The following is an 8,669-nucleotide window of genomic DNA, read 5'->3' on the forward strand; positions in this document are numbered from 1 at the left end:
GCCTTGTGGTTGGAGCGGCCGACGCGGCCGCGCAACTGATAGAGGTCCGAGAGCCCGAAGCGCTCGGCGTTTTCGACCAGCAGGGTGTTGCAGTTCGGGATGTCGACGCCGCTTTCAATGATGGTGGTGCAGAGCAGGACATCGAACCGCCCCTCGACGAACGCATGCATGATTCCGGAGAGTTCCTTTTCGCCCATCTGGCCGTGGGCCACGGCGATCCGCGCCTCGGGAACGAGCCTGCGCAGGCGGTTGTCGACATGGTGGATGGTTTGGACGCGGTTGTGCAGATAAAACACCTGCCCGCCGCGGTGGAGCTCGGCGCGGATGGCTTCGGTGATGATCTCCTCGTCGTAGGGGATCACGTTCGTGTCGACGGGCTGGCGCTCCTGCGGGGCGGTCTTGATGGTGCTGAGGTCGCGCACGCCGGTGAGGCTCATGTAGAGCGTGCGCGGGATCGGCGTTGCCGACATGGTGATGACGTCGACCTGCTTGCGCAGCTCCTTCAGATGTTCCTTGGCGGTGACGCCGAAGCGCTGTTCTTCGTCGATGATGACCAGTCCGAGGTTCTTGAAGCCGACGTCCTTGGAAAGGATCCGGTGCGTGCCGATCAGGATATCGACTTCGCCTTCGAGGGTTTCGGCCAGCGTCGTGTTCTGCTGCGCCTTCGTGCGGAAGCGGCTGACCATGTCGACCCGGACGGGGAAGGCGGCCATGCGCTCGACGAAGGTGTCGAAGTGCTGCTGGGCCAGGACCGTGGTTGGAACCAGCACGGCCACCTGCATGCCGTCCATCACCGCCTTGAACGCGGCGCGCATGGCGACCTCGGTTTTGCCGAAGCCGACGTCGCCGCAGAGCAACCGGTCCATCGGCCGCAGCTTTTCCATGTCGCGTTTGAGCTCATCGGCGGCCGAGAGCTGGTCGGGGGTTTCTGTATAGGGGAAGGCGGCTTCGAATTCGGCCTGCATGGCGGTGTCTTTCGAGAAGCGGTAGCCGCGTTTCGCCTGCCGTTCGGCCTGCGTTTGCAGCAACTGGGCCGCCAGATCCCGCACCGCCTCCTGCGCATTCTCTTTGTCGTTGCGCCACTTGCGGCCCCCCAGCGTGTGCGGTTTCGGGGCATGCTTGCCCATGCCCTTGTAGCGGGTCAGCAGGTGGGCTTGCGTGACGGGCAGGTAGACCTTTTCGCCCTTGGCATATTCGATCGACAGCACTTCCATGCTTTTGTCGTTGAAGGTGGTTTCGACGATGCCGAGATATTTGCCCACGCCGTGCTCGACGTGTACCACGAAGTCGCCCGGCTGGATGTCCGCCGCTTCGCTGACCCGCTCCTGTTGCTTGTGGAACCGCTTTGCGCCGCGCGCATGCGCGTTGCGCCCGGTGTGGTAGGCGTAGAAATCGGACTCGGTGACGACCAGGGCCTTGCGCCAGGGATCGATGGCGCTATCGTGCAGGACCCCGTGGTGGAGTTCCAGCGAGGGGAACCCTTCGAGATCCCCGTAGAGTTCCCGGAAGCGGTTGAGCGTTCCGGCGGTCTCAAAGAAGAAATGAACCGACCAGTCGGCGGTGGCATCGGCGCAGCGTTGGTCGACGAACCGCCGCCGGGCCTGTTCGGCGACCTTGGGATGGGTGTCGTAGGAGACCGCGAATAGCCCGGTGTCGTAATATTCGAATCCGGTTTCGATTCTTTGCGGCGCGCGGTCCGTGCCCGGGCCTTCGTTGACGATCAGCGTGTTTTCGGGAAGCAGCTCGGCGAGGGGGCTGGTGGATTCCCCCGCAAAGCCGAAGTTCATCTGGGGAAGCTGGACGGAGTCGATCTTTTCGATGGAGCATTGGGACTGGTCGTCGAAATAGCGGATCGAATCGATCTCGTCGCCGAAGAACTCGATGCGCACGGGGCGGGGCGATCCGGGGGGCCAGCAGTCGAGGATGCCGCCGCGCAGGGCGGCTTCGCCCTGGGCATAGACCTCGACGCCGAACTCGTAGCCCGCGTCCGCCATCCATTCGGTCAGGCTCCGCGGGGGGTGCTCTTCGCCGACGCGCAGCGTTTGCACCGCCTGTCCGGCTTCCCCGGCCAGCGGAACTTCCTGTTCCATCGCCTGCGGGCAGGCGACGATGACGAAATTCGAGTCGCGGCCGTGGCTGGAGGCAAGGAGTTCGACCAGCTTGAGGTGTTCGCCGAATACCGCCGGATCTTTTTCCATCGGTTGGAAACGATGAATGGGGGCGGGCCGCCCCGCGTGCGCGGCCAGGGTATGCAGCGATTCGTGGAGCCGCTCCATCTCGCGGACGTCGGCGGCAACCCACAGGAGGTTGTGCCCGCGTTGGAGCAGGTCGAGGCACAGCAGGGCCTGGGCGCTGATGGGCGCGTCGGCGACCTGGAGGGGCCCGCCCGCCACGCGGTCAAGCCCCGGCGCGCCGACCCGGAGGGTCCCCGTGGTTTGTGCTGCGCTGGCCATGGCGGGCTAGATGATTCCTTTGCGGATGCCTTTGGCAACGGCCCCGGCCTGCGACTGGACGTTGAGTTTCTTGTAGGTGTTGGCGATGTGGAACTTGACCGTGTTGGTGGAGAGGTTCATTTCGTCGGCGATCTCCTTGATGATTTTGCCGGTGGCGAGGGACTGCAGCACGTCGATCTCCCGTTCGGTGAGGTCGAACTCGTTGTTGGGGTTTCTTTTTTTGGGGAAGGCGTCGAGCACCAGCGACGCGACCTGGGGATCGAGCGATGCGCCGCCCTGCACGACGTCCTCGATGCTGCGGATGATCTGGTCGACCGCCAGGCTCTTGAGCAGATAGCCCGAGGCCCCGGCGCAAATGGCGTCGATCACATGCTTCTTGCGCTCGGAACTGGTGAGCACGATGCATTTGATCTCGGGATCCGCCGCCTTGATTGCGGTGAGCCCTTCGATGCCGCCCATGCCCGGGAGGGCGAGGTCGATCAGCATGATTTGGGGGTGTCGTTTTTCGCTTTCCAAGCACTCCAGCGCTTCTTCGCAGGAGGAAAAGTTCCGTTCGCAGCGGACGGTTGCCGAGGCGTTGACGATTTCGGTCAGGTTGGTTCGGAACGCCGCATGGTCCTCGATCAGCCAAATCACCACCGGTTCCTGTTTGTTCGATCCTTTTGTCATATCCCGTTCCTATTTAATCGGCATGCTCAGCGTGACCTCGGTTCCCTTGCCCGGCTCCGAGAAGATGTCCAATTCGGCCCCCAGCAAACGCGCGCGCCGTTCCATGTTCGCCAATCCGCGGCCGGTATCGCTGTTGGCCACCTGCGCGCAGGCGGGGTCGAATCCGCATCCGTCGTCCTTCATGGATAGGACCAGCACGCAATGGCGCAGGTCGGCGTGGATCCGCATGTGTTCGGCCTTGGCGTATTTGGCGCAGTTGTATAGGGCCTCCTTGACCAGCAGCATGATGTTGCGGCGGGTCTTGGCCGGGACTGCGGCCTCCGCGACGTTGTCGGGAAACTCGCAGATCACCTGGCTGCCGGCCAAGATGCTTCGGGCGGTTTTTTCGATATGCCCGAACATTTCGGCCAAGTGGACGACGTCGGAATCCATGTGCCAGATGATCTCCTTGATCGACAGGAAACTTTCCTGGGCGATGTGGCCGATTTCGTTCAGCTTTTCTTGCAGGAGTGAGGGGGGTGGGTCTTGCTGCAGCCGCTTGGCGATCATGGAGATGGTGCCGAGGTTGCTGCTGATATCGTCGTGGAGGTCGGCGGCGATCTGTTGCCGGAGCTCGTAGAGGGCCCGTTGCCGGATGGTGCGTTGGTAGGCGATCCACAGGATCAGGCTGAAGAGCAGCACGATCCCGCCGCCAATGCCGATCGTCCAGTAAAAGGATTGCCGCGTGGCACGGGCAATCAGCAGGCGGTGTTGGGTCTGCGCCAAGGCCTCGGCAACCTTTTTGCGTTCGGCCAGCTGCTCGATATGGTCATGTTCCTGGATGATTTCGCGGCCGTTGCCGAAGCCGTCGACCAGCAGTGCGGGGGCGGTGCCCGCGTCTTCGGGAAGGCGGGTCATTCGGATGGTTTTGCCGGCGGCGAGATTTTCCTGTTGATCGCCTTCTCGGCCGATGACCCGGATCTCTGCCATGGCGAAAACCGGGCGGTCGTTGTGCCGCGGCAACGCGTGCAGCGTGAGGCGCAGGAACCGCGCGCGGACTGCTGAAAGGGGGTGCCAACGCATGCGGGAGGGCAGGGTCTCTTCGATCACCGCAGACTGGACGATGGGGTTTTCGTTCAACGCCCTGCGGAGTTCGATGTGGTATTTCAAGGGGAAGGCGAATTCCGGAATCGGCATGTCGGGCACCTTGGCGGGATAGAGTTCCACGCGGCCGATGTTGTGCTGGGCGCCAAGGTCGATCTCGATTTCCGGGGGATGGTCCCGGATCGTCTGCTCGTCGTAGTATTGGATGAAGTCCGGCACGGGGTGGACGGTATGCAGGTTTCTTCCCACCTGGAGTTTCCGGTCGGTGAGATACGGCAGCTTCCAGTAGGGGGCTTCGTTGTAGGAGTCGGATGCCTCCAGCCGCTGGTAGGCCGGCGGGGCGATGTTGTTGCCGTTTTGAAACACCATCCATTCATCGAGCGCGAAGAACTGGGAATCCGCCTGGCGCTCGCCCTTGGTAACCGTGATCCGCACGGACTGGACGTCGCTTTGGGGAAAGCTGAAAAAAACCGGATGCAGGCCGGGGTCGGGGAAATCCGCGGTGGTCCAGTCCACGACCGTTACGGGCAGGTTCGGTTCCTGGTGGCTGAAAACATCGATCTTGAATCGTTTTGGGAACCCATAGTTGCCTTCCGGGGAAAACGCGGGGTAATAGGCCGGCACGAGGGCAATGCCGTCGACGCTGGTGGTCCATTTGCCGGGGAACGACAATTGCAGCCAGGCTTCCATGGTGTCGTTGGTCGGGGAAACGGGGTGGCGCCCGCTGAGATAGCCGAAGTATTGGAGGGGCGGGTTGTCCCTGCTTTCGAGCGGCGGGTATTGCTCCAGCTGCCGCTTTAGCGCCTGTTCCCGTTTTTCAAGCGCCTTCACGCCGCGCTCATGGACCATGCTCGGCCGGGCTGCGGGTTCTCCGGGGAAGCGGGGGTCGGAATAGGTCCCGCTCGCCGGGGGCTGCGCCGGGCTTAGGCTCGCCACGATCGGCAATATGAACGCTATGGGTAGTAACTTGCGGAGCATGGGGCCACGGGATTCAAATGAAAGGTTGGATTGAGAACGCGGAGAAGATAGCACACCTGCGTTTGGGCCGACAAAAAATATTCCCGGGAAAACTCCGGCTTCCGCTCTTGAAAAACCACCTGATTGGCTAGGTAGATTTTGCGAATTCGGGATGCTATGTTTTGGCGGTTAAACGGATTTCTCGACGAGCACGGGTGTGGGGCGGGGGAGTCCGGTGATGGAGCGGATGTAAGAACCAGGAGTCTATTATGTTGAATCGGAATTTGAATCGTCGATCCTTTGGCCTGGCCGGGGCCGCGGCCTTTGCGGTTGCGCCCCAGGTGTTTGGTGCCGGTCAATCCGGGACGGAGGTCCCCAGCTACCTTCGGAAATACGCGGCCTTGTATAAAACCGACCCGAAAGCCGCCGCGCTGGAATTCTTCAAGACGGCCGAATACGGCCTGTTCATCCATTACGGCCTCTATTCGCTGCTTGGCCGGGGCGAATGGGTGCAGCTCAACGACAAAATCCCCGTCCTGGAATACGCGAAACTCAAGGACCAGTTCACGGCGGAAAAGTTCGATGCCGATTTCATTACCGACATGGCGCTCGATGCCGGGATGAAGTATGTCAACATCACGACGCGCCATCACGACAGCTTCTGCCTCTTCGATTCCAAGTACACCGACTTCAAGAGCACCAACTCGCCCGCCAAGCGGGACCTCGTGGCGGAGCTGGCCGAAGAGTGCCGCAAGAAGGGGCTCGGTTTTTACCTCTATTACTCGCATGGCCGCGACTGGCGCCATCCGCATGCGCCCAACAACGGCGATTGGGGCGGCAATGCCCGGCCGAAATACGATACCCCGGAGACGTTCTATAAATACGGCGAGGAGCAGGATCTCCAGATTTATGTGGAGTTCATGAAAAACCAGATTACCGAACTGCTGACCAACTATGGTCCGGTCGGCGGCATCTGGCTGGATGGGGAAGGCACCCCGAAATCCCGCAAGGACAAACTGCATCAGTTCAAGCTGCAGGAGCTCTACGACCATATCCACTCGCTCCAGCCCCAGGCGCTGGTGTCCTACAAGCATGGGTTGACCGGTACGGAGGACTTCAAGGCCCCCGAACGCAAATTCGAGGGAACCTCCGAGATCCCGCTGGAGTTCTGCGATACCCTGCAACCGTGGAAATGGGGATACGACAAGAGTCTCGACGGCAAGCACAAGGGTGCGGACGCGGTCATGAAAATGCTGGCCAACGCCAAGCAAAAGCAGGGCAACCTGTTGTTGAACGTCGGCCCGCTGCCGGACGGATCGATCCACCCCGAAGATATAAAGACGCTGGCGGAAGTCGGCAAGCGCCTTCGGCAGGGGTAGGGGCATGAGGCTAACAAAACGCGTTTTTCCGGTGGCTCTGTGCATGGTGGCGGTTGCCGCCGCGCATGCCGCAAGCCGGCCCAACATCCTGTTTCTGCTGACCGACGACCAGCGGGAAGGGACGCTGAGCATCGAAGGCCACCCCGTCATCAAGACGCCGAACCTGGACCGCTTGGCCACCGACGGGGTGCGGTTTTCCAATGCCTATATCTCCAACCCGATCTGCATGCCCAGCCGGGTTTCTTTTCTGAGCGGGGTGTACGAGCGGGTGCACGGGGTGGGTTTTTCTTCCCGCCACGAGCTCTCGATGGAGCAGTGGAACCAGACCTATCCGCAGATCCTGCGGCGGAACGGGTACTACACCGGCTTCATCGGTAAACTGGGCGTCGATAAATATCCCTTCAAAAACGGCCGCGGCGGAGAAACCTTCGATTTCTGGTGCGCGCACGATGGCTGGGCGGCGTTCTATCCCAAAGGATTGAAAAACTGCTCGGCCTACAAGGACCTGAAGGCAGACATCGTCACCCCCATGATGGGCGAAGCCTTCGAAAACTTCCTCGAGCAGCGGGACGAAGACAAACCCTTCTGCCTATCGGTCAGTTTTTCCGCGCCGCATGGCTCGATCTCCGGCTCCATGGTTCCCGGCGAGTCCGGCAAAACGCGGATGACGCATCCGGCCAACGAGACCAAGCGGCTGGCCGGGCATCCCATCTATGGCGACCTCTATCGCGACATCGCGATCAAGCTGCCCGAAGAGACCGGCCAAGACGCCGGGAAATTCATCCCGACGGAACTGATGAAGCAGGATGGCCGCAAGAATACCTACTCGTTCAGCTATGACCGCAAAACCAGCCTGGAGCAGCACTACCGCTACTACCAGCTGATCACGGGCATCGACCACGTCGTTGGCCAGATGTTGGCCGGGTTGGAAAAACGCGGACTGCTCGAAAATACCATCATCATCTATTCGAGCGACCACGGATTGCTGATGGGCGAATACGGCATGGGCGGCAAGGCGCTCGCCTACGACCTGACGGCCAAGGTGCCCTTTATCCTGTACGATCCCTCGTTGCCGAAGGAACGGCGCGGCGCGGTGCTCGATGCGTTTGTCATGAACGTGGATGTTGCGCCGACCATTCTCGCCTATGCGGGGCTTCCCGAACCGAAGATCTGCCAGGGCCGCAACCTGATCCCGCTCCTGAAAAACCCCGCGATGCCATGGCGCGACGCGGTGTTCGTCGAGAACCTGTTTGTCGGGCGCGACAACCCCTTCGTTGAAGCCGTCCGGTTCAAAAAGTGGAAATATGTCCGCTACTTCGACCATGCCGGCGGCTGGAACTACAACGACAACCAAGTCGACTTCGGCAACAAGGAACCCGTCTTCGAGCAGCTGTTCGATCTCGAGGCCGACCCGCAGGAGCGCAACAACCTCGTGGAATCCGGCGCCGCCCCCGAAACGCTCGAAATGTTGCGGAAGCGCTGCCGCGCCGAATCCAAAGCCCAGATCCAGCTCCGCAACACCGTCCGAAAATAATCCCAATTTAAAAAGAGGGCCGCATGCGTTGCGCAGTTCCCGAGGAAAAACGCGCAATGGTAAAGTCGAGGTTCAGATGAGTGAGATAACCGCAACGGAACGCACGATGCTCTCGTTGATTGGCGCGGGGCTGGAAAAACGCGCTATCGCGAAGCAGTTGAGAAGCAATGTGCTGATGGTGGCCTTCCGGCAGCGCCGCCTATACAAAAAGCTTGGCGTTCCCAATGCGCCCGCCGCGGTGCACTATGCCTTTAAAAACGGCCTCTTGCCGGATTGATCGATCCCGTTCAATGATCCTAGCCCGGCGTAGCCGGAACCAAATTTTACCACCCGCTATGCTCGAGGACGCAGTGGCGCAGTGAAGTCTAAATGCGCGGCTGCTCTGCGTCTCTGTGGAAAAACGCCGTCGTAAGCATGATCCTAAATCGGGGAATGGAACCACCGATGAACCCAGATGGACACGGATACGCAATTAGATGTGGAGATGGTTCCGCTCACCCGCCGGAGTAAGAACCTGTTCCGCATATCCTGTTCATGAATCTGTGTTTATCGGCAATTGATCGCTATTCGCTCGCAATGGCTATCGGTGGTTCA

Annotated in this window: 6 protein-coding genes; 3 read left to right on the forward strand and 3 right to left on the reverse strand. The window is 60.8% G+C overall.

The window, feature by feature from the left end; all coding sequences use genetic code 11:
- The 3 genes from ABYO54_RS10280 to ABYO54_RS10290 all read right to left on the reverse strand — a co-directional run.
- The coding region (locus ABYO54_RS10280) for a DEAD/DEAH box helicase (RefSeq protein WP_372808163.1) at positions 1-2,453 on the reverse strand (2,453 nt) is incomplete at its 3' end.
- Between the two features lie 6 nt (positions 2,454-2,459).
- Positions 2,460-3,122, reverse strand: coding sequence for a response regulator (locus tag ABYO54_RS10285; protein WP_372808164.1), 663 nt, complete (start codon positions 3,120-3,122; stop codon positions 2,460-2,462).
- A gap of 9 nt (positions 3,123-3,131) precedes the next feature.
- The gene (locus ABYO54_RS10290; protein ID WP_372808165.1) at positions 3,132-5,036 is read right to left on the reverse strand and encodes a sensor histidine kinase; all 1,905 of its coding nucleotides are present in this window, start codon (positions 5,034-5,036) and stop codon (positions 3,132-3,134) included.
- A gap of 395 nt (positions 5,037-5,431) precedes the next feature.
- Between ABYO54_RS10290 and ABYO54_RS10295 the strand changes: the two genes are divergently transcribed.
- The 3 genes from ABYO54_RS10295 to ABYO54_RS10305 all read left to right on the forward strand — a co-directional run bounded on the left by ABYO54_RS10295 (position 5,432) and on the right by ABYO54_RS10305 (position 8,352).
- Positions 5,432-6,541, forward strand: a complete 1,110-nt coding sequence (locus ABYO54_RS10295) for an alpha-L-fucosidase (protein WP_372808166.1) — start codon at positions 5,432-5,434, stop codon at positions 6,539-6,541.
- Between the two features lie 4 nt (positions 6,542-6,545).
- Positions 6,546-8,075, forward strand: a complete 1,530-nt coding sequence (locus ABYO54_RS10300; RefSeq protein ID WP_372808167.1) for a sulfatase-like hydrolase/transferase — start codon at positions 6,546-6,548, stop codon at positions 8,073-8,075.
- A gap of 76 nt (positions 8,076-8,151) precedes the next feature.
- Positions 8,152-8,352 carry a LuxR C-terminal-related transcriptional regulator gene (locus ABYO54_RS10305; protein ID WP_372808168.1) on the forward strand — a complete coding sequence of 67 codons (201 nt, stop codon included), beginning with the start codon at positions 8,152-8,154 and terminating at the stop codon, positions 8,350-8,352.
- Positions 8,353-8,669 lie beyond the last annotated feature (317 nt).

This window comes from Pontiella sp., assembly GCF_041622395.1.
Classification (GTDB): Bacteria; Verrucomicrobiota; Kiritimatiellia; order Kiritimatiellales; family Pontiellaceae; genus Pontiella.

Bases quoted from the DNA above. Each gene is read 5' to 3' on its own strand.
- ABYO54_RS10295 (WP_372808166.1), top strand. From the start codon at position 5,432: ATGTTGAATCGGAATTTGAATCGTCGATCCTTTGGCCTGGCCGGGGCC.
- ABYO54_RS10305 (WP_372808168.1), top strand. From the start codon at position 8,152: ATGAGTGAGATAACCGCAACGGAACGCACGATGCTCTCGTTGATTGGC.
- ABYO54_RS10285 (WP_372808164.1), bottom strand. From the start codon at position 3,122: ATGACAAAAGGATCGAACAAACAGGAACCGGTGGTGATTTGGCTGATC.
- ABYO54_RS10300 (WP_372808167.1), top strand. From the start codon at position 6,546: ATGAGGCTAACAAAACGCGTTTTTCCGGTGGCTCTGTGCATGGTGGCG.